Genomic DNA, 23,177 nt, shown 5'->3' with positions numbered 1-23,177 from the left:
GCAAAGCGGTGTTTCTGAGCGGCAGTCTGATGCTGCATGTGACACGCATGTCATTGACCACCAGCATTGGCCTGATGGCCATTTTTGCCGTCGACTTTGTCGATATGATCTTCATCTCGATGTTGGGCAACGATGCGCTGGCGGCGGCGGTGGGCTATGCCGGGACGCTGCTGTTTTTCACCAACGCGATCAATATCGGATTGTCGATTTCCGCCGGGGCGCTGGTTGCGCGCGAACTGGGGGCCGGGCGGGCTGAACAAGCAAGGCATTACGCGTCCAGCGTGGCCGTTATCGGGCTGATTGCCGGGCTGACGACCTCGGGACTGGTCTTGTTTAACCTCAGCTACCTGCTGTCCTTGCTTGGCGCGGAAGGAGAGGTTCTGAGGCTGGCGACGCGTTATGTGTCGATCATCCTTCCGACCATGTTCGTGATGTCCATTGCGATGACGGCGATGGCCGTGCTGCGCGCCCATGGCGATGCGCCGAGGTCAATGATGGCCACGATTTACGGCGGAGTGGTGAATGCGGTTCTGGACCCGATACTGATCTTTGCGGTCGGGCTGGGGCTGGATGGCGCCGCTATCGCCTCGGTCCTGGCGCGGCTGTGCATGTTGGGGGCGGCGTTGTGGCCAGCGCTTCGGGTGCATCGGGGATTTGCGCACCCTTCACTGAAGCAGGTTGCAAAGGATTTGCGCCCCGTGCGGGCGATTGCAATTCCAGCGGTGCTGACAAATGTCGCCACGCCGATCGGCAATGCAATCGTTGTGCGGGAAATCGCGCTATATGGAACGGATGCGGTTGCGGGCATGGCGGTGATCGGGCGCCTTTTGCCAGTGGCATTTTCGGTCATCTTCGCGCTGTCCGGCGCGATAGGGCCAATCATCGGGCAGAATTTCGGGGCCGAAAAATTCGATCGTGTGCGCGCTGCCTTTCTGGCAGGGATCAAGTTCACGGCCCTTTATGTCGTTTGCATGTCGGCCATTTTGTTTTTGCTGCGCGCCCCGATTGCAGATTTGTTCGCAGCCGAGGGCGAAACCCGAAGTCTGATCTATCTGTTCTGCGGTCCGTTGGCTTTGGCTTCGTTCTTCAATGGCGTGATCTTCGTGACAAATGCCAGCTTCAACAATCTGGGGCATCCGGTCTATTCCACATGGATAAACTGGGGTCGTCACACTATCGGCACTTGGGTTTTCGCGACGATTGGTTCACAGATCGCCGGCGCATCCGGCGTTCTGCTGGGGCAGGCGTTTGGAGGCGTCATCTTTGCAGTCATAGGCTGGGTTATGGTCGCGCGGGTCGTGGCGCGGTTGGAGCGCTCGCAAGCGCTCGAGCCTTTTTCAGATCAGGGTCGGCTTCATTCGCTGTTCGGGCGTCGCGGCTGGTGATCAGGTCGGATCAGTTCCCCTGATTGCGTGCTTCCAGCCGTTCCAGATTGACCACGGTTGACAGCATCAGGCGGTCATGGCTCCAGTCCTGCGTTTGCTGGATCGACGCAGACCCCAATGCAAGAAGGGTGGCGAAGGTCAATGCCATCCCCAGGAACAGAGCGGGCAGGGTGGGCACCGCCGGCTGTGCATCGGTCAATGCAAGCACGCGCTGACGCAGCACGCGCTTGGCCTTGCCGCCCGTCACAAACGCAACATTAAGAACGCGAGGATTGTTTGCCGAGATCGTACGCGCGCAATAATCCAGCAGGCAGGAAGTGTATTCGCGCGCATCGATCCGTTTGCGGGCCACCACGGACTGGTCGCATGCCAGTTCACGCAAGCGGCCGAACTGATACTTGAGCATCAGATAGGCTGGGTTCCAGAACAACAACGGGCGCAGCATTTCAAAGCCCAGTTCCCATTCCACGTCACCGGCCCGAACATGCTGAAGCTCGTGTGCCAAAGCAAAGCGCAGTTCGTGCGGGGTATCCAGCAGATGGCTTGGCAGAACGACATGGCGACGGCGCAATCCGCGCACAGCGAACGGTACGGTGATGCGATCCGAAAGACGAATGTCTACCTTGGCCGACTGCCGCCAAAGAAAGCTGGATTTGACTGTCTGACGGATCATCGCCGCGTCCCTCAGAGCGCGGGCCGCAAACAGGGCGGCGACCAAAACAAGCAGCGTTGCAAGGGCAGTTATCACCGGCTGTTGCCCTGACAATGCAAGGTCCACCCACCGTTCACGGGTGTTCAGCAAGGCCTCGAACTGGGTGGCGGGCATGGCGATATCGCCGCGCAGATAGGCGGCAACGGCGATGTCGCCAAGCGCCATGGCGCTGCCCGGCCATGCGTAAGAGGCGAATGATGACACGCCCAACGCAAGAAACGGGCTGATCAGGACGCACACGCACAGCGCCTTGAGCGCACGCAACTGCGCGACATAGCTGTGGCGCAGGGCTGTTCGGGTCAGGGCTGCGCGGGCCGCCAGCCAGATGACGGCTGACAAGGCCAGCACGATGTTGAGTTCGATAAACGTGTCGAGAACCGGTCTAACCGCTGTCATTTTGCAGTCTCCTTTCTACCAGTGCTCGAATTTCCTCCAGGTCGGCTTCGCTCAGCCCCGCATCATCGACAAGCCGGGCCACCAGTGTGGCGGGTGTGTCGTCGAACAGAGTGCGGGACAGGTTTTGCAAAGACCGGGCCTGATATCTGTCCTTTTCCAGAAGCGGCGTATAGATCAGGGTCTTTCCTGTCTTGCGGCTTTCCACAAAACCTTTCTCGTCCAGGATACGCAGGATCGTGGCACCGGATGTATAGGCCAGATTGCGCTCCGAAGGCAGGCGGTCCAGGACATCTCGCACCGAGCCTTGCCCGAGGGCCCAGAGCTCGTTCATGAACTCCAGTTCAACCTCGGTCAGCAGATTTGTTGTCTTTTTCTTTCGCATCGATCTCGGTGTTGTCATGTTTAGTATGCCTGACAGACAAGCATCCTTTCGCGATTTCTCAAAGTCTAAACTTTCCAGAACACAAAAACGCCCCAGCCGATAGACAGGAAAAGAGGTGTCCATACCGGCTGCCCGACAAGGCCCAGCCAGGCGAGGAAGATATAGGCGGACCCCAGAAGGGTGATGAAGAGCCGATCGCCCAATGTGGTTGTCAGCCCCAGTACACCGCGCCGCTCTATGCCATCTCGATACTTGAAGCCCTCAAGAATGCCAATCAGTGCGATGGCCGAAAAGATGCCGACAAATACGGCAAGTGTCGCCGGGGTCCAGGCCATCCAGAAATCGGGCCACAGTGGCGCAGTCCAGGAAAAGCCTTTTTCCTCTGGCTGGCCGACGCTGCCCCATCCGGCCTGCTGGGCAAAGGTCGCGGAAGGCAGAAAAAGAAGGGTGAGAAGAAGTTTACGCATATCGAACCTCACACACGTCCCATCGCGAAACCACGCGCGATGTAGTTGCGGACAAACCAGATGACGATGGCGCCGGGGATGATGGTCAGGGTGCCGGCGGCGGCCAGCAGGCCCAATTCATAGCCCGCGCTGGACGCGGTGCGGGTCATCACGGCGGCGATGGGTTTGGCCTCGACCGCCGTAAGCGTCTTGGCCAGCAGCATTTCCACCCACGAGAACATGAAGCAGAAGAAGGCCGCCACGCCCACGCCCGCTTTGATATTGGGCAGGAAGATCGTCACGAAGAAACGCGGGAAGGAATAGCCGTCGACATAGGCGGTTTCATCCAGCTCTTTTGGAATTCCCCGCATGAAGCCTTCCAAAATCCAAACTGCCAGCGGCACGTTGAACAATGTATGCGCCAGTGCCACAGCCAGATGCGTGTCGAACAGGCCGATCGAAGAATAGAGCTGGAAGAACGGCAAGGCGAAGACCGCTGCCGGGGCCATCCGGTTGGTCAGCAGCCAGAAGAACAGCTGCTTGTCGCCCAAAAACCGATACCGCGAAAACGCATAGGCAGCGGGCAAGGCAACGCTGACCGAAAGCACCGTGTTCAACGTCACATAGGTGATCGAGTTGATATAGCCCCAGTACCACGTCGGGTCCGTGAAGATGGTGATGTAATTCTCCAGCGTAAAGGTCTGGGGGAACAGGGAAAAGCCCGACAGGATCTCGTTCGTAGTCTTGAAGGACATCGCCACCAGCCAATAGATCGGCAGCATTAGGAACGCGATATAGAGGATCGGGATGAGAGACCGCTTCTTCATTGCGCGTCATCCTTTGTCATGAGGGTGTAGAAGAGCCACGAAACCAGCAGCGTGATGGCGAAATAGATCAGGCTCATCGCAGCCGCAGGGCCAAGGTCGAACTGCCCCAGCGCGATCTTCACAAGGTCGATCGACAGCAGGGTGGTCGAGTTGCCGGGCCCACCCCCGGTCAGCACGAAGGGCTCGGTATAGATGTTGAAACTGTCCATGAACCGCAACAGGACCGCGATCGTCAGAACCGTCTTCATCTTGGGCAGCTGGATGTAGCGGAACACCGACCATGGGCTTGCGCCGTCGATCTTGGCCGCCTGATAGTAGGCGTCCGGGATCGACACGAGGCCTGCATAGCACAGCAACACGACCAGCGACGTCCAGTGCCAGACATCCATGACGATGACGGTGATCCAGGCCGAAAGCGGCTGTTGCGTCATGTCATAGTTGATGCCCAGAACGTCATTCAAGAAATATCCCAACAGACCGATTTTGGGCAGGGTGAAGATGTTCCACATGGACCCAACGACGTTCCACGGGATCAGCATCGGCAGGGCCATCAGCACCAGACAGACAGGCACCCAGAAACCTTTGCGCGGCATCGACAGGGCCACGATGATGCCAAGAGGCACTTCGATGATCAGGATCAGGAAAGTAAACAGGAACTGTCGTCCAAGTGCTGCCTGAAACCGGTCCGACCGCAGGATCTGTTCGAACCAACCCAGGCCTTCCCAGAAAAACTGGTTATTGCCAAAGGTTTCCTGCACCGAATAGTTGACCACTGTCATCATCGGCACCAACGCGTTGAACGCGACCAGTGCCAGCACGGGTAGGACAAAGAACCACGCTTTTTGATTTTCTGTTCTCATTGGGCCCGCTCCTCGGTTGCGATCCAGCCGTCGCGGTAGACGCGGGATTGTTCGGGTTTGAATTGCAGGAAGACCTGTGATCCGGGTTCGGGCGCGCTGTGTTCGGTCACGGCCTTTAGGGCGGTATTGCCGACCATCGCGCTGACCACAAAGTGGCGACCGATGTCGGAAACCTTAGTCACATGCGCCGGGATGCCGGTCTCGCCGAAGCCGACATATTCCGGGCGAATACCCAGATCGGTGCGGCCACCATCACCATGAATGGGACCTTCCAGCATGACTTCGTGCCCTTCGAACAGGGCGCGGTCGCCGCGCGCTTCGCAAGGCAGCACGTTCATGCCGGGCGAGCCGATGAAATGGCCCACGAACGTATGCTGCGGGCGCTCGAACAATTCTACCGGGGTGCCGATCTGCACCACTTCGCCCTCTTGCATCACCACGACCTCGTCCGCGAAGGTCAGGGCCTCGGTCTGGTCGTGGGTGACATAGATCATCGTCGCCTTGACGCGCTGGTGCAGTTCTTTCAGCTTGGACCGCAGCTTCCATTTCAGATGCGGGTCGATCACGGTCAGAGGTTCATCGAACATCACCGCGTTTACGTCGTCGCGGACCAGGCCGCGACCCATCGAGATTTTCTGCTTGTTGTCCGGGCTGAGGCCGCTGGCACGGGTGTTTAGCATGTCGGTGACATCCAGCATCTCGGCGATCGCATCGACGCGGCGCTTGATCGTCGCCGGATCGACGCCGCGATTCTTCAGCGGAAAGGCCAGGTTCTCGCCCACGGTCATCGTGTCGTAAATCACCGGAAACTGGAACACCTGTGCGATGTTGCGCTGATCAGGGGGCAGAGCGGTCACGTCACGGTCGTCGAACAGGATCTGCCCTTCGGACGGGGTCAGCAGGCCCGAGATGATGTTCAGCAGCGTGGACTTGCCGCAGCCTGACGGCCCCAGCAGCGCATAGGCCCCGCCATCACGCCAGGTCACGTCGATTTCCTTCAGCGCATAATCCTCGGGGCCTTTTGGCGACGGCATGTAGCTGTGGCGGAGGTTTGAAAGTTTGATCTGTGCCATGTCAGGCCACCCTTTTGCCGTCTTGGCCGAAATACCGGCAATGGGCCGGGTTCATGAAGAATGTGTGGTCCTCGCCCACCTGATAGGGGTGGACCCCGGCGGCCAGCGACACCCAAGCGTCTTCGCCATGCTGGAAATGCGCGCTGGAATCCGAGCCCGAAAGCTCGGTCACGATCACTCGGCCGGTCAGTTCCACGTCCGCGTCAGACGTACGGAACGGCGTCACGCGATGCGGCCGCACCGCGACCATGTAATCTCCGTCGGCCATGTCGGTTACGGCCCAGCCACCTCCTCCAGCCAGTTGCGCCTGCGCAGCGGAAACGGTGATGCGTGCGACATTGATCGGCGGGTCCGAAAAGACCCGCGCGGCGGCGATGTTCTCGGGGTTGCGATAGATGTCAGCGGTTGGCCCGAACTGGGTCACGCGGCCATCTTCCATCAGGGCGGTGTAGCCGCCCAGCAGCAGCGCCTCTTCGGGCTCGGACGTGGCATAGACCACCACGGCCCCGCGACCTGCGAACAGGTCGGGCAGCTGCTCGCGCAGTTCTTCACGCAGTTTGTAGTCAAGGTTGGCCAGCGGTTCGTCAAGGAACACGGCGCGGCTTTCTTTGGCAATGGCACGCGCCAGCGCTGTGCGTTGTTGTTGCCCACCCGACAGCTCGTGCGGGCGGCGGTGCAGCATCGGTCGCAATTGCAGCAGGTCGGCGGCCTCTTCCACGCGACCTTCGATCTCGGATTGCGCCATGCCTGCCACGCGCAATGGCGAGGCGATATTGTCGAATACGGTCATATGCGGGTAGTTCACGAAGAACTGGTGCACGAGGCTGATTTTTCGCTTCTGCGTATTCAGCCGTGTGACGTCCTGCCCATCCATCAGGACCTTGCCCGAGGCGATCGGGTCCAGCCCGGCCATCATCTTGATCAGAGAGGTCTTGCCCGAGCCCGTCGCGCCCAGCAGCACGTTGAAGTGGCCTGTTTGAAGGGTCAGGTTTGTGGGCTTGATATGTATGACGTTGCCGACCCTTTTGGTCGCGTCTTGAAGTTCGATCATGTCCGTGGGTTCCGGTCCTTCAGTGCAATGCACTGGTCTTGAAGTGGGGGTGCCTGATGCGGCACCCCCGGGTTTCAACGGCTTACTGAGATTGCCAGCGCTGAACCAGTTCGTCATAGTTGACAGTCTGGCCTTGCGGCTTTTCGTTCTCAAGCTTGGCCTTGGGCGAACCTGCTTTTTCTAACCAGAAGGACGGATCCTGCGGCTCGTTCAGGCGTGGACCGCAGCCGCCGTAGACACCGGCGCTTTCATCCGCGGCCTGCATCCGGGCCATGGTGATGTCCATCTCTTCGGCCAGACGATCCATCGCCTCTTGCGGGGTGAAGGCGCCCGAGTTCACGTCACCGATCTGCTGCCACCAGATCTGGGCCAGCTTCGGATAATCCGGCACGTTGATGCCAGTCGGCGACCATGCCACGCGGTCAGGCGAGCGGTAGAACTCGACCAGACCACCCAGCTTGGGTGCGCGTTCGGTGAACGACTCGTGGTTGACCGAGCTGTCGCGGATGAAGGTCAGACCCACATGGGACTTCTTCACGTCGACAGTTTTGGAGGTCACGAACTGGGCATAAAGCCAGGCTGCCTGGGCACGATCCGAGGGGGTCGATTTGAGGAACGTCCAGGACCCCACGTCTTGGTAGCCAACCTTCTGGCCTTCTTCCCAATAGGGGCCGTGCGGGCTGGGTGCCATCCGCCACAGCGGCGTGCCTTCGTCATCCACGGTGTTGTTGCCTTCGGACTTCGGCTTGACCATGTCGGCAGTGAAGGCCGTGTACCAGAAGATCTGCTGGGCCACATTGCCCTGGCTGAGTGCGGGCAGCGACTGGTAGAAGTCATAAGACGCGGCACCCGGAGGCGCATAGGCCCGCAGCCATTCATCCCATTTCCGGATCGCATAAACCGCAGCCGGACCGTTTGCAGCACCACCACGCGACACCGAAGCGCCAACAGGGTTACAGGTGCCCGCTTCCATGCGGATGCCCCATTCGTCGACAGGCACACCGTTCGGTTCGCCCTTGTCGCCGGCACCGGCCATCGACAGCCAGGCATCGGTCATGCGCCATCCGAGGTCGGGCGCGCGCTTGCCGTAATCCATGTGGCCGTAGATCGTGGTACCATCGACTTCTTTCACATCATTGGTGAAGAACTCGGCGATATCTTCATACGCGGACCAGTTGACCGGAACGCCCAGATCATAGCCGTACTTTTCTTTGAACGCGGCTTTGTTCGCCTCATCATCGAACCAGTCCTTGCGGAACCAGTACAGGTTCGCAAACTGCTGATCGGGCAGCTGATACAGCTTGCCGTCCGGTCCGGTGGTGAACTGAATGCCCATGAAGTCATCCAGATCCAGCGTCGGCGAAGTCGTCGCGGCCCAGTCACCGCCCATCATGTCCGTCAGCGGATAGGCCAGCTGCAAACGCGAATGGGTGCCGATCAGGTCACTGTCGTTGACATAGCCGTCATAAAGGTTCCGACCCGTTTGCATTTGGGTTTGAACGGCCTGAACCACTTCACCTTCACCCAGAATCTGGTGGTTGACCTTGATACCGGTGATTTCCTCGAACGCCTTGGTCAGCACCTCGGATTCGTAGGAATGTGTCGGGATACCTTCGGACAGGACATTGATTTCCATACCTGCGTAAGGCTGTGCAGCTTCGATGAACCACTGCATCTCGGCCATTTGTTCGTCTTTCGACAAGGTCGATGGCTGGAATTCGTCGTCGATCCAACGTTGTGCTGCGGCTTCGTCGGCCCAAGCAGGACCGTGCCCCGCAATGACGGCAGCCGCCGCCACTGCGGAAAGTAGATGTCTCCGCATCTGTCTCCTCCCAAAAATTTATGGTTCTCCGGCGGAAACCGGATGACGCACAGCATCAGCGATTTCTTGCGTATGTGTCAAACTAAAAATTTAGTAATTGACGTTCAGGCATTTCGAAAGGGGCGGGGCCGAACTCGTTTGCCAATTTTTGAATTCGTTGTAAGCTAGGATTGTCATTACAAAAATTACCGCTGAGACGTGCGGCGCGAATTACGAAAAACGACTTGGAACAGTGAGGATAAGCAATGTCCCGAAGTCTGTTGAAGTACACGCGTGTTCTGGAAATCGTCGGGGACACAATCAAAGTCCGGGTTCCGATCCAGAACAAAGGAGAGTCGGCTGTCCGGTTCAACGACCTCGCTGTGATCGAGACGGTGGATGGCCGAAAAACATTGGCCCAGACGATCTTCATCGACCGGGATATCGTCACGTTGCAGGTGTTTTCCGGCACCAAGGGCATATCGACCGAAGCAACGGCAACCTTTCTCGGTCACCCAATGCAGACACCTTATTCGGCCAACATTCTGGGCCGCGTTTTTGATGGCGCCGGTGTGGCCATTGATGGAGGCCCCGACCTGTCTGCGGAACCGCACATCGATATTGGCGGACCGACCGTCAACCCGGCGGAACGCGCGGTTCCAAACAGAATGATCCGCACGGATGTGCCGATGATCGACGTGTTCAACACATTGGTCGAGAGCCAGAAAATTCCGATCTTCTCGGTTTCAGGCGAGCCATTCAACGCGTTCCTCAGCCGAATCGGTATTCAGGCCGACGCGGATATCGTGATCTTTGGCGGGCTGGGGCTGATTTTTGACGACTACCACACGTTTCGCACCTCTTTCGAAGATGCGGGTGTGTTTTCGCGCACCGTCATGTTCGTCAATCAGGCGATGGATCCTTTGGTCGAACGTCTGCTGGTGCCGGACATGGCATTGGCAGTGGCCGAGAAGTTCGCTGTGGAAGAGGGCAAACGCGTGCTGGTCCTGCTGACGGACATGACCGCCTATGCTGACGCGATGAAAGAGGTAGGCATCAGTCAGGAGAGGGTGCCATCTCAGCGCGGCTATATGGGGGACCTGTATTCGCAGCTTGCGCGCCGATACGAAAAAGCCTGTGACTATGCCAAAGGCGGGTCGGTCACGGTTCTGACCGTCACGACCATGCCCGGCAACGACGTAACCCACCCGGTGCCTGACAACACCGGCTATATCACCGAAGGGCAGTTCTATCTGCATTCCGGCGTGATCGATCCGTTCGGCAGCCTGTCGCGCCTCAAGCAGAACGTGATCGGCAAGAGCACCCGTGAAGATCACGGGCAGATCATGAACACGATGATCCGTTTCTATTCTGAAAGCCGCGATGCCTCGCAAAAACAGGCGATGGCCTTCGACCTGTCAGACTATGATCACCAATTGCTGAAATTCGGCGGCCTGTTCCGGTCTCGGTTCATGGACATCAATGTTTCGATCCCGCTGGAAGAGGCGCTGGATGTCGGCTGGAAGACGCTGGCAGAGTGTTTTGCGCCGGAACAGTTGCTGATGAAGCAGGCGTTGATCGACAAGTATTTCCCGAAGGATGCCAATGGCGCGGTTGCAGCTGAATAAATCGTCGCTTGCGCGCGAGCAGACGCAGCTGAAAAGCTATGAGCGGTTCTTGCCGTCGCTGGACCTGAAGAGACAACAGTTGATGGCTGAACGGCTCCGGGCCCGGGAAGAGGTCGACCGCCTTGAGCAAAATGTGCAGGCGTTGGTGCAGCAGGTTGGCGAAAAGCTGCCGATGCTGGCCCAGCAGGGTGTCGCTCTGGATGGGCTGGTCAAACTCAAGGACTACAAGGTCAAAGAGGTCAATGTGGTAGGGGTCAAACTGCCTGACCTTGATCGGATCGAGTTGGTGGTGCGCCCGTATTCCGTTTTGGCCAAGCCCCATTGGGTCGATGCCGCTGCGCTTTTGCTGCACGACGTCATCGAAGCGCGGGTGCGGGTGAAGATTGCCGAAGAACGCGTTCGCATCTTTGACAAGGCGGTGGCCACCATTACCCAGCGGGTCAACTTGTTCGAAAAGGTTCTGATCCCGCGCGCCAAAGCCAACATCAAGAAAATCCGCATTTACCTGAGCGACGAACAGATGCAGGCCGTTGTGCGGTCGAAGATATCGAAACGCAAACACGCGCAGGAGGCTTTGATATGAGCGTTGCGCGTCTGAAAAAGATGTCTCTGATCGGGCCTGCTGCCCGAAAGGCGGAAACGCTTGAGGCGCTTCAGGCCCTTGGCTGCATGCATGTTTTGCCGCTTGTTCCCGCACCGAAAGAGCCGGAAAAGATCAGTGAGCGCGGTGCAAGAGAGGCGTATAAGGCATTGCGTTTCCTTGCAGAAGTGCCTGACCCGCGCCGCCAGGTCCAGCGTGCGCCTGATTTCGACATGGATCGTTTCGTGCGCGAGGTGACCGACCTCATGCAGCGCGTTCGGGATACGATGGACCGGCGTGACTTTCTGGCGCATCGCATCGCCCAGGTGCGACCCTGGGGTGATTTGGATTTTCCGCCGACCGATGTGCTGGCTGGCAACAGGCTGTGGTTCTATCAGCTGCCGCTGAAGCACCGGGATGCCATGTCCGAGGTCAAGCTTCCTTGGGCAATATTGGAGGAAGATCACCGGTACCTTTACGCCGTTCTGATTTCACCTGACGAACCCGATGATGGTGTTCTTCCTGTTCCGCGAACCCATGTCGGTTCGCTGCCGGTACACGAGCTTGAGGCCCAGTTGGAAGAGGCTGAGATCGCCCTCGAGGCGTTGGAAGCCGAACGCGTGGCGCTGACGCGCTATCTGACATTGATGCGCCGGAACCTGTCCGTCGCCGAAAGTGCCGCCGAGCTTGCCCATGCAACGCAGAAAGTACGCGACGAAGAGGCACTATTTGCTTTGCAGGGGTGGGTTCCCGTGGATCAGGTGGATGCTGTTCTTGCCATGGCAAACGCCAAGGGCTCGGCCGTCCTGATTGAAGATCCGGGGCCGGGCGACGCGCCTCCGACCTTGCTGGAGCAGCCTGAAAACCGCAGGGCCGCTGTCGATCTGGCGCTGTTCTATCAAGTGCCCGGATATCAGGACTGGGATCCCAGCGTCATCGTCTCAACGTCCTTCGCGATCTTCTTTGCCATGATCGTGGCGGATGCCGGGTACGGTGCTGTCATCCTGCTGGCGGTGCTGGCCTTTTGGAGACGGATGGACCGCACCGCTGGTCAAAGATCTTGGCGTCTGTTCGGCCTGATCATCTCGGCTGTTACGATATTTTACGGGGTCATGGTGGGCAGCTATTTTGGGGTATCACCGGCTGCGGACTCGATTTGGGCAAGGCTCAAGGTGCTGGATTTGAACGATTTCGGCGCGATGATGATGGTCTCGATCGTCGTTGGCGTTATCCACCTTGTCCTGGCCAACGCCCTTGCGGCCCGTGTGGCGTGGGGGCAACGCAAGGCGGTTGCCAATCTGGGCTGGATTGCGGCCCTGATCGGCGGGTTTGTCCTTTGGCTCGGCTACATGAACGGCAAGTCGCCGGTGCCGGGCGCAGCTATCCTGACCGCCGGCATCGTGGCGATTGTCCTGTTTTCCAGCGAGCGGGTCATCCAGCGGCCGATGGACTGGATCTGGCGTTTGCTCGAAGGGGTTCAAAGCCTTGCCGGGGCGATGGGCGCGTTTGGGGATGTTCTCAGCTATATGCGTCTTTTCGCGTTGGGCCTTGCTTCGGCCTCGCTGGCGATCACGTTCAATGATCTGGCGGTGTCGGTCATGCAGGCCCTTAGGGGGCCGGGCATTCTGTTTGGGTTGCTGATATTGATCATAGGTCATGTATTAAACTTCGCGCTCGCGATGATGAGCGGCGTCGTGCACGGCTTGCGTCTCAATTACATCGAATTCTTTAAATGGGGTCTGCCGGATGAAGGTGTCATCTTTCGTCCATTTGCCCGCAAGGAGGTTCAGGAATGAATGAGCTTGTTCTTACACTGGGTTGGCTGGGTATTTATGCGCCAATGGCGTTGGGGGCTGGGGCCAGCGCCATAGGGTGTTCGATCGCCGGTATGGCCAGTATCGGGGCCATGACGGAAACCGAGGGCGGCTATGGCCGTTTCGTGGGTGTATCCGCGTTTCCCTCAACGATGGTCATCTATGGGATAGTCATCATGTTCACCCTGAACCGCGACGTGACACCTGAAAACGCGGGCGGTCTGTTCGGAATTGGCATCCTGTCGGGTATCGCGCTGATGTTTTGCGGCATTTGGCAGGGTCGGGCCTGTGCAGCTGCGATCAATGCGACCAAGGAAAAGCCCGAGATTTTTGGCCTTGCTCTGGCCCCTGCCGCGATCATCGAAGGGTTTGGTGTTTTTGCGTTCGTGTTTGCGTTGGTCATCAGTGCGGGGATCAGCTGATGGCACAAGACAGAACGATTGCGCATGGGGTTGACGCGCTGATCGACAAATTGCGCAACGATGGGGTTGCCGCTGGTCAGGCCGAAGCCGAGAAATTGCGCGCAGACGCCAAGGCCGAAGCCGCGCGCATCGTGGCAGAGGCAAAGCGCGAAGCCGATGAGTTGAAAAAGAAAGCCCGCACGGAGACAGATAATTACAGGGCCGCCGGCGAAGAAGCATTGAACACGGCGATGCGGGATGCCGTGCTGACCATGAAGGCGGGTCTGACGGATCGCTTCAGGGCAGACGTCGAACGCCTCGTGACCAAAGAGATGTCCGATCCCGAGCTTCTGAGGCAGATGATCCTCGAGGTGGTAGGCCGGGCCGGGGAAGGTGCAAATTTGAATGGCAGGGTTTCCGTCGTTCTTCCTGCCCGGGTCGCCACGCAGGAAGACATCAAGCAAAACGCCGATGACATTCAATCCGGCAAGCTGACAAAATATGTTCTTGGGCTGACTGCGAAGATGCTGCGCGAGAATATCGAGTTGCACGCAGCCGATGACGTGCAGGAAGGCATCCGCGTTCGCGCAGAAGATCAGGGTGTTGTTCTGGACCTGACGGATAAGGCGGTGGCGTCGCTGTTGATGGAGCATTTGCAGCCCCGGTTCCGCGCCGTTCTGGAAGGGGTCATCCGCTGAGATGTCAAAGCAGGACGCCTATATCGCGTTGATGTGCAGCCTTCCGGGTTCGGAACGGTTGTTCGTTGACAGGCAGCCGCCCTTGTCACGTATCAGGCTGGACCGTCGATTGACGGCTTTGACACCGGAGGACAGCAAAGTTCTAAAGATCCTCGAGCACGCGTTGAGCTGGAACGCCTACGACATGGATGTCACCGACGTACAGGCGATCCAGCGCTGCAAACAAGCGATGGTGGACATCCCTCAGCCCACCTTGCGTAAACTCCTCATGGACCGCATGGAACTACGCTCTGTGGTCGCGGCGCTGCGATTGCGGAAACGCGGAGAACCAGCACCTTCAGGCGCCTTCGGAGTCGGACGATGGAGCCGCCACATCCCCGCCAATTGGGGTGATCCCAGCTTTCGGCTGGAACGGCTCATGCCCTGGATGAAAGAGGCAACTCAATTGCTGGAAAACGACGATCCGCTGGGTCTGGAACGTCTGCTTTTGTCGATAAGCCACAAGCAGCTCAAGCGGCACGCGGCTCGTCACATGTTCGATTTCGAGGCGGTCGCCATCTACGTTCTGATCTGGAACATCTTCGACCGCTGGGCGCAAAGCAGCGCTGCGGAAGCCGCCAAGAGATTTGAGAAACTGGCACAACAGGCCATGGCCGACTTCGCTGATGTCGATTTTGAGGGAGCAAGCGCATGACAGCCCCAATCTCAGCCAAACATTCATCGACCGCACGCGTCGTCCTGGTTCAGGAAGGGCTTGTGCGGATACAGGCCAATCCGGACGCGACCGGCCACCCCGGTCAACTGGTCAAAAACGAAGTGGTTTACATATTGCCTTCGCGTTCCGGTCCCGGTGGGCGTCAGGAAAGGCTCAAGGGCGAAGTGCTGCGCGTACGTGGGGATATGGCGGACGTTCAGGTCTATGAAAGCACTGATGGGGTGGCGGTCGACGACCCGGTGGAGCAATCAGGTCAGCTCTTGTCGGTAGAGCTGGGTCCGGGGCTGCTGGGGCAGGTGTTTGACGGGTTGCAGTCGCCTTTGCCCAAGGTGGCGGCAGCATTTGGTACCTTCCTGCCGCGCGGCGCAGATGTCGCGCCCTTGGATGAAAACGCGAAATGGTCCTTTACGCCGTCCGTTAAGGTGGGCGACACGGTCACTGCCGGGGACAGTATCGGAACGGTGCCCGAAGGCCATTTCAGCCACAAGATCATGCTGCCGTTCAACTGGACCGGCGCGTACAAGGTGGTCTGGGTGCAAAAAGGCGCGGCCACGATCCATGACATCGTGGCCCGCCTGGAAGACGAAGACGGTGGCGAGCATACGCTGACGCTTTTGCAGAAATGGCCGGTTCGGCGACCATTGCCGGAAAACATACTGAAGCGCGCACTGTCCGAGCGGTTGTATCCCACGGAACCGGTTCTGACGTCGCAACGGCTGATCGACACGTTCTTTCCGATTGCACGCGGCGGCACCGCCTGTATTCCCGGGCCGTTCGGTGCGGGCAAGACCGTGCTGCAAAACCTGATCGCACGGAACGCGAAAGTTGATATCGTGATCGTCGTGGCCTGCGGCGAACGTGCAGGTGAGGTGGTCGAGACCATCGAGGAATTTCCGAAGATGACCGATCCAACCACCGGTGGCAGCCTGATGGATCGGACGATCATCATCTGCAACACGTCATCCATGCCGGTTGCCGCGCGCGAGGCGTCGATCTTCACCGGGATCACGTTGGGGGAATACTACCGCCAGATGGGCTATGATGTCTTGTTGATCGCCGACAGCACCAGCCGGTGGGCGCAAGCCATGCGCGAGACCTCGGGCAAGCTCGAAGAGATCCCGGGCGAAGAGGGGTTCCCGGCCTATCTGGAAAGCTCGATCAAGGGTTTGTATGAACGTGCCGGGGCGCTGAAAACGAATGACGGCGATCTTGGCAGCCTGACGCTGATCGGAACGGTTTCGCCTGCTGGAGGCAATTTTGACGAGCCGGTAACCCAGTCGACCTTGTCGACGGTCAAGTGTTTCCTCGGGTTGTCATCCGAACGCGCCTACAAGCGATTTTATCCAGCGGTCGATCCGATGCTCAGCTGGTCTCGGTATACTGACCAATTGTCCGACTGGTATGACAGGAACGCCGAACCGGGGTGGACAGCCAAAGTGCGCACCCTGTTGGCCCTGATCGAAAAAGGCGAACAGGTCGATCAGATGATGCAGGTCACTGGGGAAGAGGGCGTCACAATTGACGACTTTGTAACCCAACAGAAAGCCTTGTTCGTCGATATGGTCTACTTGCAGCAGGACGCATTTGACACAGTCGATGCGACAGTGCCGCTTGAACGGCAGATAAAGACGTTCAAGCTTGTGTACGATGTGACGCAATCCAAAGCGGTCTTCTCGGACAAAGCCGAGGTAAGGCAGGTGTTTACGCAACTGACCGGGCTGATGAAAAACTTTCACTACGCGGCAGAAAACACACCCGAATACAAATCCACCTGGCAAAAGATCGAGAACCTGTGCCGAGAAAAGTTTGGGGTTTGATCAGGAGAAATGGTAGCCCGTAGGGGAATCGAACCCCTCTTTCCAGGTTGAAAACCTGGCGTCCTAACCGATAGACGAACGGGCCACTTGGTAGTGACGCAAGCGCAAGTGGTAGCCCGTAGGGGAATCGAACCCCTCTTTCCAGGTTGAAAACCTGGCGTCCTAACCGATAGACGAACGGGCCACGCTGGCTTGTGGAGGGCCTTTTACGGTTTCACCGTGACCCCCGCAAGCCGAAAAACGCAGGGATGAGAAAGTTTTTTATGCCGTCCGAGCGAGACGTCAATTTGCCTCTGCCGCGTCCTCGAGCCTGAGCTGCACGGATTGCCGCCCGCCCCAGGTGTTCACCTCAAGCCGGCCTGCAAAATGAAAGCGTGCGCCACCATGATTTGACAGTCTCTCGCCCATCGGAACGTCAAAGGCACCAAAGGCAATCGCATCCAGCCCACCACCCATGCCATCGGATAATGACAACTTCAGGTGCGTTTCCCCGACACGTTTGGCAAAACGCACCTGAAGATCCGGAAGTGCGTATCGCGGGGCAGGGGCTCCGGCGCCAAACGGTCCGGCCTGTTCGATCTGTTGGACAAGGTCCACTGTCGCGGCACCCGGCATGAGGGCGCCTTCCAGCTTCATATCGGCAGGGCCGCCCTGACCTGCGCCTTGTTTTGCCAGCAGCTCGCTGAGGCGTTCCATGGCGGGTTCCAGTTTGTCGCGCATGACGGTTAGCCCAGCGGCCATCTTGTGACCGCCACCCTTGACCAGCAACCCTTCGGCCGCGAGCCGCTGGATCGACGCCCCCAGATCCACGCCCGAGACCGAACGCCCCGAGCCTTTACCCTCATCACCGTCAAAGCCGATCACGATGGCCGGACGGTTGGCGGTTTCCTTCAAACGAGACGCCACGATGCCCACCACACCCGGATGCCAGCCTTCACCGGCGGCCCAGACCAGGGGCGCGTCGAGCCCGCGACCCTCGGCCTGCTCCATCGCGGCGGCGCGCACGGCGTTTTCAATATCCCGGCGTTCCGTGTTCAGCGCGTCCAGACGTTCGGACAGGGCCTGTGCCTCGTGCAGGGAATCCGTGCTCAGCAGGCGGGCGCCCAGATCGGCCTGCCCGATGCGACCGCCTGCGTTCACGCGGGGGCCAAGCAGAAAACCCAGGTGATAGCTGTTGGGCGCCGTGTCCATGCGCGAGACATCGGACAACGCGACAAGTCCGGGGCGTTGCCTTTGCGCCATCACTTTCAGGCCTTGTCGAACCAGGGCGCGATTGGCACCGATCAAAGGCGCAACGTCAGCTACGGTTGCCAGGGCCACCAGATCCAGCATCGATATCAGGTCAGGCCCTTTTGCGCCTGCCGCGCGCAGCTGGCGGCCTGCTTCGACCAGCATCAGAAACACGACACCCGCCGCGCAGAAATAGCCCAGATCACCGCTTTCATCTTGCCGGTTGGGATTCACGACTGCAATGCAATCCGGCAGGGTTTCGCCGCCGAGGTGGTGATCCAGAACAATCACGTCCGCCCCCGTGGCTACGGCAATCGGTTCATGGCTGAGCGTGCCGCAATCGACGCAAATGATCAGGTCGTGGCTGGTTGCCAGTTCCCGCATTGCCGGAACATTCGGACCATATCCCTCATCAATCCGATCCGGCACATAAAGCGTCGCCTGCAACCCCATCTGCCGAAGCCAAACCAGCAACAGCGCGGCAGAACAGCCGCCGTCAACATCGTAATCCGCGAACACCGCGATTTTCTGGCGATGGCGTACGGCGTCCAGAAAACGCGCCGCCGCCGTTTCCATGTCCTTCATATCGCGGGGATCTGGCAGCAGCTCTTTGAGCTTGGGGTCCAGAAAGCCGCGCGCCTCCATGACCGGCACGCCACGACGGGCCAGAACCTGACATACCGCACGCGGCAGGTCGGTCTGTTGTGTCATCATCTCGGCAGCCCGTTCCAGCTCGGCTTCCGGGCCAACCCAGCGCCGCCCGGTCAGTGATTGTTCTACGCCAAGAAAACCCATTGCCTGCCCCTTGTGAACCAAGGCCGGATCCTTTCGGACCCGGCCTTTTCATCTTTTCCCAAATACTCCCGCCGGAGGCAACGGCGCAAGCCGTTAGGCGTTATCGTGCGGCCACGTGGGGGTGCGATACGACATGCGGCGTACGGACCCGGTCTTTGAACGCATCAGCAACGTCGTGGTTTCCACCCAACCCGGCTCGCGCTTGATGCGCGGCAACAGAGAGCCGCCGGTTACACCCGTTGCGGCAAAGATCACATCCGCGGTCACCATTTCATCGCGCGAATAGACCCGGTCCAGATCGGTGATGCCCGCCTTGGCAGCACGGCCCCGCTCGTCATCGTTGCGGAACAACAGGCGACCAAAGATCTGACCGCCCATGCATTTCAGCGCGGCGGCGGCAAGCACGCCTTCGGGGGCGCCACCCTGGCCCATATACATGTCGATGCCGGTCACTTCGCTTTCTGCGCAATGCATGACACCTGCCACGTCACCATCGGTGATCAGGCGGATCGATGCTCCGGTTTCGCGCACTTCGGCGATCATCGCCTCGTGACGCGGGCGTTCAAGAATGCAGACAGTGATGTCCGCAGGCTTGCAGTTCTTGGCCTTTGCCAAGGCTTCCACCCGTTCACGTGGAGACATGTCCAGATTGACGACACCCTCGGGCAGGCCCGGACCAACAGCCAGCTTGTCCATGTAAACGTCGGGCGCATGCAGCATCGAGCCGCGCGGGCCCATGGCAATCACGGTCAGCGCGTTGGGCATATCCTTTGCGGTCAGTGTTGTGCCTTCCAGCGGATCCAGCGCGATGTCCACGCCGGGGCCGTTTCCGGTGCCGACTTCTTCGCCAATATAAAGCATCGGAGCTTCGTCGCGTTCGCCTTCGCCGATCACCACGACGCCAGCTATGTCCAGCAGGTTCAGCTGTTCGCGCATCGCATTTACGGCGGCCTGATCGGCGGCTTTCTCGTCACCACGCCCCACCAGCGAAGCCGAGGCCAGCGCAGCCTGTTCCGCCACCCTTGCCAGCCCCAGAGACAGCAGGCGGTCGTTGAAATCGGTTTTGGCAGCACTCATTGTCATGTATCCTCTGGTCATTTAAGCCGTTTCTATCGGCATAGCTTGCGTTTCATACAGGTCGCAAGTTCAAACCTCTTCAATCCGCAACGCGACGGGGGCACCGGCAACCACATCCGTTTCCAGGAACCCGTCCAGCGCAACGTCCAGCGCGGCGCGGGTGGTTTTGTGGGTAACGATCAGCACAGGCGCCGTGCTTTCGGCATGGGCGTACTGGCGCATCCTGTCTATGGAAACACCGGCATCGCCCAGAATGGCTGCAACCTTGGCCAGTGCGCCCGGTTTATCCAGCAGACCCAGCCGCAGATAATAAGGCGCTGGCAGGCCCGTGACGGCGGGCGCCGCAGCCTCAAGCGATTTGGCCGGTCGGCCAAAGGTCGGGATTTGCAGCCCGCGTGCCAGATCGCACACGTCGCCCATCACGGCGCTGGCCGTCGGGCCTTCACCCGCACCGGGGCCGCGCAGAACAACCTGTTCAACCGCGTCGCCTTCGATCACCACCATGTTGGTGCCGCCTTCCAATTGCCCCAAGGGCGAGTCGCTGGGCACAAGGCAAGGCTGCATGCGTTGTTCCAGCCCGCGCGCGGTGCGCTGTGCCACGCCCAGCAGTTTGATGCGAAAGCCCATATCCTCGGCCTGGTCGATATCGTCGAGGCTGATTTGCTGAATGCCTTCGATCTCAATCCCGTCAAAATTCGGCTTGGTGCCAAAAGCGATCGAGGCCAGCAAAGCCAGTTTGTGCGCGGCGTCGATGCCACCGACATCCAGATTGGGGTCGGCCTCAAGATACCCAAGTTCTGCACATTCATCGAAAAGGGCGTTATAGCCCTGACGCTGCGATTGCATCCGGGTCAGAATGTAGTTGCAGGTACCGTTCATCACGCCCATCACGCGTGTGATCTCGTTTCCGGCCAGCCCCTCGGTCAGGGATTTGATGACGGGGATACCGCCCGCGACTGCGGCCTCAAACCGGATGACGCGGCCAGCAGCTTCGGCCTGTTCGGCCAGTTCCTGCCCGTGAATGGCCAGCAATGCCTTGTTGGCGGTCACGACGTCTTTGCCGCTGGCCAGCGCGGCTTCGACCGAGGCCTTGGCCGGACCGTTTTCACCGCCCATCAGTTCGACATAGACATCGATATCGTCACGTTTCGCCAGCGCAACCGGGTCGGTTTCCCAGGCATAATCCGACAGGTTCACACCGCGGTCCTTGTTCGGATCCCGCGCCGATACGGCCACGATTTCAATCGACCGGCCCGTGCGCGCCTTCAGCAAATCTGCATGGCGGCGAACAATTTTGACGACACCCACGCCGACAGTTCCCAAGCCCGCAATTCCCAGCCGCAGTGCCTGTGTCATGTCGTGGGTTCCTTTCCGCTCGAAACTTGTCTGAATTCGGACGCCTGCCCGATCAGCGCTGCCTTATCGGGTTCAGGCCAAGGGTGCAATCCGTCACCGGGGGATTGTCGAGGTCAAATGTCACGCTTTAGTTGGTTTGCGCGTTTTGCAACGCCTGAGCCTTTTTCGCCAGCGCCTCGCTGCGCTGCGTCAGGTCTTCTTCCACCTCTGCGGCCTGGCTGACGGGATCAATCGAAGGCCCCAACGTTTCCTGCACCGGAATAAGACGCGGGTAGGGGGCCGATTTGACCGAGGCCGGTTCACTGCCTTCAAGTTCGGGAAAGTCTGAACACCCGGCAAACACAAGAATAATAGGCAGAACAGGCAGCAGTTTCATGTGGCACGCTTTTCGGTTTCGTTCGTCCTTTCGTGATGCACCTTTTGCCGGCGCCGATCAAGCGGGGTTCTATATGAACATTTGTTCAGATACTGTGGGCGGATGGCACGTACTCAAGGCTCCCACTCTGATATCACAGGCCCGCGCATTCGAAAGGCGGCCCTGAACCTGTTTGCGCGCCACGGTTATGCGGCGGTTTCGATGCGGCAGATCGCGAAAGAGGTCGGCGTTCAGGCGGGGGCGCTATACAATTACACGCCGGACAAGCAGAGTTTGCTGTATCGGTTGATGCGAGAGCATATGCAGGATCTGCTTTCGGCGCTCAACGCGCTGGAGCGCTGCGATGACTGCCAGCAAGCGTTGCGCCGATTTGTCGGTTTTCACATACGTTTCCACCTGCAACGCCCGGACGAGGTGTTCATCGCCTATATGGAACTGCGCAACCTCTCACCCGAAAACTTCGCCGAAATCGAAGATCTTCGGCGTCAGTATGAAAACGCGTTGGAAGACATCCTTCACTCTGGCCAGAAGGCTGGTCAGTTTGCGATACCGGACACCAAGATCGCCACGCTGGCGGTGATTGCCATGTTGAACGGTGTGATGACCTGGTACAGGTCCGGAGGGCGACTGTCACTGGACGAGGTCGAACAGATTTATTGGAACATGGTGCATAAGGCAGTAACGGCCTGACAGGGCCAGACCGTCACTGTGTCAGTGCGCAGGGCGAATGAAGGTCCCGTTACGCAACTCCCGAAAGGCTTGTTCCAGTTCGGCCCGCGTGTTCATCACAATAGGCCCGTGCCATGCGACGGGCTCATTGATCGGAGCCCCCGAGATCAACAGAAATCGCACGCCTTCGGGGCCAGCCTGAACGGTGATTTCGTCCCCCGTCCCGAAACGGACAAGCGTGCGGTCGCCCGACATATCCCGGATATTCACCTCTTGCCCGGCGACCTCTTTTTCCAACAGCACACCGGACGGGCGTGACGCATCTGCAAAGGCTGCCTGACCTTGAAAGACATAGGCAAAGGCTCGGCGGTAAGTGTCGATGCGGAAGGTCTTCTTCACACCCGCGGGAACCGAGATGTCCAGATATTGTGGATCTGCCGCGATGCCATCCACGGGGCCGGTTTTGCCCCAGAACTCTCCTACAATCACACGAACGGTGGTGCCGTCGTCATCAGTGACTTCGGGGATATCATTGCTTTGAACATCCTGATAGCGCGGGGCAGTCATCTTCTGATCCGAAGGCAGGTTGCCCCAAAGCTGAAACCCGTGCATCTGCCCCGAGGTGTTTCCCTGCGGCATTTCCTGATGCAGGATTCCGGACCCCGCCGTCATCCACTGCACGTCGCCCGCGCCCAAAGTGCCGGTGTTGCCCAGCGAATCCGAGTGCTCGACCGATCCGGCCAGAACATAGGTGATCGTCTCGATTCCGCGATGCGGATGCCAGGGAAAACCGGCCTGATAGTCCTGCGGGCGTTCGTTCCTGAAATCGTCGAACAGCAGGAATGGATCAAGTTCGGACGGGTCCTGAAATCCGAATGCGCGGTGAAGTTTCACGCCAGCCCCTTCCATCGTCGGGGTGGCCCTGCGTGTTTCAAGTGTGGGTCTAAGGGACATATTCGCCTCCGGTTCGTTTGATCAGCATGTAACCCCTGCGTGAATGCGGTCAATCAGCGTCAATTAACCGGAGCTGTGCAAATTTGCTGCGCAACCAAAGCCCTGTTGTTTCCCCCGGAAAATCGCTAAGTCGA

22 protein-coding genes and 2 tRNA genes are annotated in these 23,177 nt (G+C 59.0%); 9 read left to right on the top strand and 15 right to left on the bottom strand.

Annotated features, from left to right (window positions below):
* The first annotated feature begins 29 nt into the window (after positions 1–29).
* A complete protein-coding gene (locus tag GS611_RS06605) occupies positions 30–1,385 on the top strand; it encodes an MATE family efflux transporter (protein ID WP_171633861.1) in 1,356 nt (451 codons plus the stop codon).
* Positions 1,386–1,395: 10 nt separating this feature from the next.
* Here the strand turns inward: GS611_RS06605 and GS611_RS06600 are convergent, their stop codons facing one another.
* The 8 genes from GS611_RS06600 to GS611_RS06565 all read right to left on the bottom strand — a co-directional run bounded on the left by GS611_RS06600 (position 1,396) and on the right by GS611_RS06565 (position 8,954).
* Positions 1,396–2,493: a M56 family metallopeptidase gene (locus GS611_RS06600; RefSeq protein ID WP_171633486.1), complete on the bottom strand. Its 1,098-nt coding sequence runs from the start codon at positions 2,491–2,493 to the stop codon at positions 1,396–1,398.
* On the bottom strand, positions 2,480–2,875 hold the full coding sequence (locus GS611_RS06595; RefSeq protein WP_170346648.1) for a BlaI/MecI/CopY family transcriptional regulator: 396 nt from the start codon (positions 2,873–2,875) through the stop codon (positions 2,480–2,482). Before GS611_RS06595 ends, GS611_RS06600 begins: the two co-directional genes overlap by 14 nt.
* A gap of 65 nt (positions 2,876–2,940) precedes the next feature.
* On the bottom strand, positions 2,941–3,342 hold the full coding sequence (locus tag GS611_RS06590; protein ID WP_171633483.1) for a DUF2160 domain-containing protein: 402 nt from the start codon (positions 3,340–3,342) through the stop codon (positions 2,941–2,943).
* An 8-nt stretch (positions 3,343–3,350) separates the two neighbouring features.
* Positions 3,351–4,148, bottom strand: coding sequence for a carbohydrate ABC transporter permease (locus GS611_RS06585; protein ID WP_152457520.1), 798 nt, complete (start codon positions 4,146–4,148; stop codon positions 3,351–3,353).
* Positions 4,145–5,008, bottom strand: a complete 864-nt coding sequence (locus GS611_RS06580) for a carbohydrate ABC transporter permease (protein ID WP_152457521.1) — start codon at positions 5,006–5,008, stop codon at positions 4,145–4,147. Before GS611_RS06580 ends, GS611_RS06585 begins: the two co-directional genes overlap by 4 nt.
* Positions 5,005–6,081, bottom strand: a complete 1,077-nt coding sequence (locus GS611_RS06575; protein WP_171633480.1) for an ABC transporter ATP-binding protein — start codon at positions 6,079–6,081, stop codon at positions 5,005–5,007. The genes GS611_RS06580 and GS611_RS06575 overlap by 4 nt, the downstream gene beginning before the upstream one ends.
* A gap of 1 nt (position 6,082) precedes the next feature.
* Complete coding sequence (locus GS611_RS06570; RefSeq protein ID WP_171613596.1) at positions 6,083–7,132, bottom strand: ABC transporter ATP-binding protein; 1,050 nt, start codon at positions 7,130–7,132, stop codon at positions 6,083–6,085.
* An 82-nt stretch (positions 7,133–7,214) separates the two neighbouring features.
* Positions 7,215–8,954, bottom strand: coding sequence for an ABC transporter substrate-binding protein (locus tag GS611_RS06565; RefSeq protein WP_171633478.1), 1,740 nt, complete (start codon positions 8,952–8,954; stop codon positions 7,215–7,217).
* A gap of 245 nt (positions 8,955–9,199) precedes the next feature.
* Between GS611_RS06565 and GS611_RS06560 the strand changes: the two genes are divergently transcribed.
* From GS611_RS06560 to GS611_RS06530, 7 genes are read left to right on the top strand one after another with little or no spacing between them, the layout of a single operon-like run.
* The gene (locus tag GS611_RS06560) at positions 9,200–10,561 is read left to right on the top strand and encodes a V-type ATP synthase subunit B (RefSeq protein ID WP_171633475.1); all 1,362 of its coding nucleotides are present in this window, start codon (positions 9,200–9,202) and stop codon (positions 10,559–10,561) included.
* Entirely contained in the window at positions 10,539–11,144 is a 606-nt protein-coding gene (locus GS611_RS06555; RefSeq protein ID WP_171633473.1) for a V-type ATP synthase subunit D, read from the top strand. Before GS611_RS06560 ends, GS611_RS06555 begins: the two co-directional genes overlap by 23 nt.
* Entirely contained in the window at positions 11,141–12,937 is a 1,797-nt protein-coding gene (locus GS611_RS06550; protein WP_171633470.1) for a V-type ATP synthase subunit I, read from the top strand. The genes GS611_RS06555 and GS611_RS06550 overlap by 4 nt, the downstream gene beginning before the upstream one ends.
* Positions 12,934–13,377 carry an ATP synthase subunit C gene (locus tag GS611_RS06545; protein ID WP_171633467.1) on the top strand — a complete coding sequence of 148 codons (444 nt, stop codon included), beginning with the start codon at positions 12,934–12,936 and terminating at the stop codon, positions 13,375–13,377. The genes GS611_RS06550 and GS611_RS06545 overlap by 4 nt, the downstream gene beginning before the upstream one ends.
* On the top strand, positions 13,377–14,054 hold the full coding sequence (locus GS611_RS06540; protein WP_171633464.1) for a hypothetical protein: 678 nt from the start codon (positions 13,377–13,379) through the stop codon (positions 14,052–14,054). The genes GS611_RS06545 and GS611_RS06540 overlap by 1 nt, the downstream gene beginning before the upstream one ends.
* Position 14,055: 1 nt before the next feature.
* The gene (locus GS611_RS06535) at positions 14,056–14,748 is read left to right on the top strand and encodes a hypothetical protein (protein WP_171633462.1); all 693 of its coding nucleotides are present in this window, start codon (positions 14,056–14,058) and stop codon (positions 14,746–14,748) included.
* Positions 14,745–16,586 (top strand): V-type ATP synthase subunit A, encoded by a 1,842-nt coding sequence (locus GS611_RS06530; protein WP_171633460.1) that lies wholly within the window; start codon positions 14,745–14,747, stop codon positions 16,584–16,586. Before GS611_RS06535 ends, GS611_RS06530 begins: the two co-directional genes overlap by 4 nt.
* A 10-nt stretch (positions 16,587–16,596) precedes the next feature.
* On the opposite strand, the gene GS611_RS06525 is transcribed toward GS611_RS06530, so the two are convergent.
* The 6 genes from GS611_RS06525 to GS611_RS06500 form a co-directional block, all read right to left on the bottom strand.
* Positions 16,597–16,671: transfer RNA gene (locus GS611_RS06525), tRNA-Glu, on the bottom strand.
* 24 nt (positions 16,672–16,695) lie between these two features.
* Positions 16,696–16,770, bottom strand: a tRNA-Glu gene (locus tag GS611_RS06520).
* A 98-nt stretch (positions 16,771–16,868) separates the two neighbouring features.
* Positions 16,869–18,611 (bottom strand): single-stranded-DNA-specific exonuclease RecJ, encoded by a 1,743-nt coding sequence (recJ, locus tag GS611_RS06515; protein ID WP_171633458.1) that lies wholly within the window; start codon positions 18,609–18,611, stop codon positions 16,869–16,871.
* A gap of 93 nt (positions 18,612–18,704) precedes the next feature.
* Entirely contained in the window at positions 18,705–19,688 is a 984-nt protein-coding gene (gene glpX, locus GS611_RS06510) for a class II fructose-bisphosphatase (protein ID WP_171633455.1), read from the bottom strand.
* A gap of 69 nt (positions 19,689–19,757) precedes the next feature.
* Positions 19,758–21,044 carry a homoserine dehydrogenase gene (locus tag GS611_RS06505; protein WP_171633452.1) on the bottom strand — a complete coding sequence of 429 codons (1,287 nt, stop codon included), beginning with the start codon at positions 21,042–21,044 and terminating at the stop codon, positions 19,758–19,760.
* Positions 21,045–21,171: 127 nt separating this feature from the next.
* Positions 21,172–21,420, bottom strand: a complete 249-nt coding sequence (locus GS611_RS06500) for a hypothetical protein (RefSeq protein WP_171170524.1) — start codon at positions 21,418–21,420, stop codon at positions 21,172–21,174.
* A gap of 102 nt (positions 21,421–21,522) precedes the next feature.
* Here GS611_RS06500 and GS611_RS06495 point away from each other — a divergent pair, with 102 nt between their 5' ends.
* On the top strand, positions 21,523–22,110 hold the full coding sequence (locus GS611_RS06495) for a TetR/AcrR family transcriptional regulator (protein ID WP_171633449.1): 588 nt from the start codon (positions 21,523–21,525) through the stop codon (positions 22,108–22,110).
* Positions 22,111–22,131: 21 nt separating this feature from the next.
* Here GS611_RS06495 and GS611_RS06490 read toward each other — a convergent pair whose 3' ends face one another.
* On the bottom strand, positions 22,132–23,043 hold the full coding sequence (locus tag GS611_RS06490; RefSeq protein WP_171633448.1) for a pirin family protein: 912 nt from the start codon (positions 23,041–23,043) through the stop codon (positions 22,132–22,134).
* Positions 23,044–23,177 lie beyond the last annotated feature (134 nt).

It is taken from the genome of Ruegeria sp. HKCCD6119, from assembly GCF_013110585.1.
In the GTDB taxonomy this organism is placed as follows: domain Bacteria; phylum Pseudomonadota; class Alphaproteobacteria; order Rhodobacterales; family Rhodobacteraceae; genus Ruegeria.
This window is presented reverse-complemented; position numbering and strand designations above follow the sequence as displayed.

Bases quoted from the DNA above. Each gene is read 5' to 3' on its own strand.
- GS611_RS06605 (WP_171633861.1), top strand. From the start codon at position 30: ATGCTGCATGTGACACGCATGTCATTGACCACCAGCATTGGCCTGATG.
- GS611_RS06600 (WP_171633486.1), bottom strand. From the start codon at position 2,493: ATGACAGCGGTTAGACCGGTTCTCGACACGTTTATCGAACTCAACATC.
- GS611_RS06595 (WP_170346648.1), bottom strand. From the start codon at position 2,875: ATGCGAAAGAAAAAGACAACAAATCTGCTGACCGAGGTTGAACTGGAG.
- GS611_RS06590 (WP_171633483.1), bottom strand. From the start codon at position 3,342: ATGCGTAAACTTCTTCTCACCCTTCTTTTTCTGCCTTCCGCGACCTTT.
- GS611_RS06585 (WP_152457520.1), bottom strand. From the start codon at position 4,148: ATGAAGAAGCGGTCTCTCATCCCGATCCTCTATATCGCGTTCCTAATG.
- GS611_RS06580 (WP_152457521.1), bottom strand. From the start codon at position 5,008: ATGAGAACAGAAAATCAAAAAGCGTGGTTCTTTGTCCTACCCGTGCTG.
- GS611_RS06575 (WP_171633480.1), bottom strand. From the start codon at position 6,081: ATGGCACAGATCAAACTTTCAAACCTCCGCCACAGCTACATGCCGTCG.
- GS611_RS06570 (WP_171613596.1), bottom strand. From the start codon at position 7,132: ATGATCGAACTTCAAGACGCGACCAAAAGGGTCGGCAACGTCATACAT.
- GS611_RS06565 (WP_171633478.1), bottom strand. From the start codon at position 8,954: ATGCGGAGACATCTACTTTCCGCAGTGGCGGCGGCTGCCGTCATTGCG.
- GS611_RS06560 (WP_171633475.1), top strand. From the start codon at position 9,200: ATGTCCCGAAGTCTGTTGAAGTACACGCGTGTTCTGGAAATCGTCGGG.
- GS611_RS06555 (WP_171633473.1), top strand. From the start codon at position 10,539: ATGGCGCGGTTGCAGCTGAATAAATCGTCGCTTGCGCGCGAGCAGACG.
- GS611_RS06550 (WP_171633470.1), top strand. From the start codon at position 11,141: ATGAGCGTTGCGCGTCTGAAAAAGATGTCTCTGATCGGGCCTGCTGCC.
- GS611_RS06545 (WP_171633467.1), top strand. From the start codon at position 12,934: ATGAATGAGCTTGTTCTTACACTGGGTTGGCTGGGTATTTATGCGCCA.
- GS611_RS06540 (WP_171633464.1), top strand. From the start codon at position 13,377: ATGGCACAAGACAGAACGATTGCGCATGGGGTTGACGCGCTGATCGAC.
- GS611_RS06535 (WP_171633462.1), top strand. From the start codon at position 14,056: ATGTCAAAGCAGGACGCCTATATCGCGTTGATGTGCAGCCTTCCGGGT.
- GS611_RS06530 (WP_171633460.1), top strand. From the start codon at position 14,745: ATGACAGCCCCAATCTCAGCCAAACATTCATCGACCGCACGCGTCGTC.
- recJ (WP_171633458.1), bottom strand. From the start codon at position 18,611: ATGGGTTTTCTTGGCGTAGAACAATCACTGACCGGGCGGCGCTGGGTT.
- glpX (WP_171633455.1), bottom strand. From the start codon at position 19,688: ATGAGTGCTGCCAAAACCGATTTCAACGACCGCCTGCTGTCTCTGGGG.
- GS611_RS06505 (WP_171633452.1), bottom strand. From the start codon at position 21,044: ATGACACAGGCACTGCGGCTGGGAATTGCGGGCTTGGGAACTGTCGGC.
- GS611_RS06500 (WP_171170524.1), bottom strand. From the start codon at position 21,420: ATGAAACTGCTGCCTGTTCTGCCTATTATTCTTGTGTTTGCCGGGTGT.
- GS611_RS06495 (WP_171633449.1), top strand. From the start codon at position 21,523: ATGGCACGTACTCAAGGCTCCCACTCTGATATCACAGGCCCGCGCATT.
- GS611_RS06490 (WP_171633448.1), bottom strand. From the start codon at position 23,043: ATGTCCCTTAGACCCACACTTGAAACACGCAGGGCCACCCCGACGATG.